This is a genomic window from Duganella caerulea, assembly GCF_040362985.1.
GTDB lineage: Bacteria > Pseudomonadota > Gammaproteobacteria > Burkholderiales > Burkholderiaceae_D > Rugamonas > Rugamonas vulcania.
In genome coordinates this window covers 1-1412 of the sequence record NZ_BPWJ01000031.1, presented here as the reverse complement: position 1 = coordinate 1412, position 1412 = coordinate 1, and the positions used below count along the sequence as shown (strand labels likewise).

The 1412-nt window shown below is 63.2% G+C and carries 1 protein-coding gene; it reads left to right on the top strand.

Features of this window, described 5'->3' with window-relative positions:
* The coding region (locus tag ACUJB0_RS31695; RefSeq protein ID WP_444848729.1) for a TonB-dependent receptor plug domain-containing protein at positions 1-1412 on the top strand (1412 nt) is incomplete at both ends.

The window sequence follows — 1412 nt, the reverse complement described above, 5'->3', positions numbered from 1 at the left end:
ATCAAGCGCACCAGCGACCAGGTGGTGGAATCGATCGTCGCCGAAGACATCGGCAAGCTCCCCGATAATAATGTCGTCGAAGCGCTGCAGCGCGTGACGGGCATCCAGGTCACCGACCGCTCCGGCGGCGAAGTCGGCACCTTGTCCATCCGCGGCCTGCCCGACATCCAGACCACCTGGAACGGCCGCACCATCTTCACCGCGTCCAACGCGCAGGTGTCGCTGCAGGACATCCCCTCGACGCTGGTGCGCCAGATCGACGTCTACAAGACGCGCGACGCCAGCCAGCTGGAAACCGGCATCGCCGGCCAGGTCGACGTGAAGTCGCTGCGCCCCTTCGATTTCAAGGGCTCGAAAGTTTCGCTCGCGGTGCGCGAAACCTATCTCCAGCCCGCGGACAAGGCCAACCCGCAGCTCAGCGCCATGTTCAGCAACCGCTGGCAGACCGGCATCGGCGAAGTCGGCGCGCTGGTCAACCTGTCGGACGTCAAGACCAAATACCGCAACGAAAGCGTGACGCCGGGCGCCATGGTGCCGTTCACCAGCCCCAACGCCGCCGAGGTTCCACCAGGTTACACGCCCCTGCAGCGCATCTTCGACAACAACATCTGGACGCCCGGTACCCACACCGGCTTGCCGACCAAAGCGGGTTCAACGCTGGACTTCAACGGCAAGGCCTATCCTTACTACCTGGCGCGCGACGCCGTGTTCCAGAGCGACCTCAAGGGCGACCGCGAGCGTCCCGCCGCCAACATCGCCTTGCAGTGGAAACCGAACAGCGATTCGGTCTACACCTTCGAATCGATGTACAACGGTTATCGCGACAAGACCTTCAACCAGCTGCTGTTCAGCTTTGTCGACTGGTGGGGTGACCTCGGCAGCAATCCCGCGAGCACGATCACGACCTTCCCGGGAACGAACATCATCAAGAGCCGTACCGTCAACAACGTCTATGGCTTCAACAGCGGCGACTACACCACGTCGGCCACCGATTCCTACGTCTATGCCCTGAACGGCAAGTGGGACATCAGCGACAAGCTGAAACTGGAAGGCGACCTGTCGTACCAGACCAGCACCTATCACTCGGAATTCACCGCCACCCGGATCGATCGCGTCGCGCCGTCGATCTCGGTCGACTTCAATGGCGGCGGCAACAACACGGCGTTCCGCTTCAATAACAACGCCGACCTGACCGACCCGACCAAGTGGAATGTCGCGCAGTTCTACGATACCGCCAACCGCAACAAGGGCAGCGCCGCGACGGCCAGCCTGGGCGGCGTCTACGATGCCGACTGGGGGCCGCTGCAGACGGTCCAGTTCGGCGCGCGCTACGACGACCGCAAGGCGTCCGAGGCCAACCGCAACCAATCGGCCTTCCTGGGCCGCAACCTGGCCTCGCTGGGTGCGGCGTA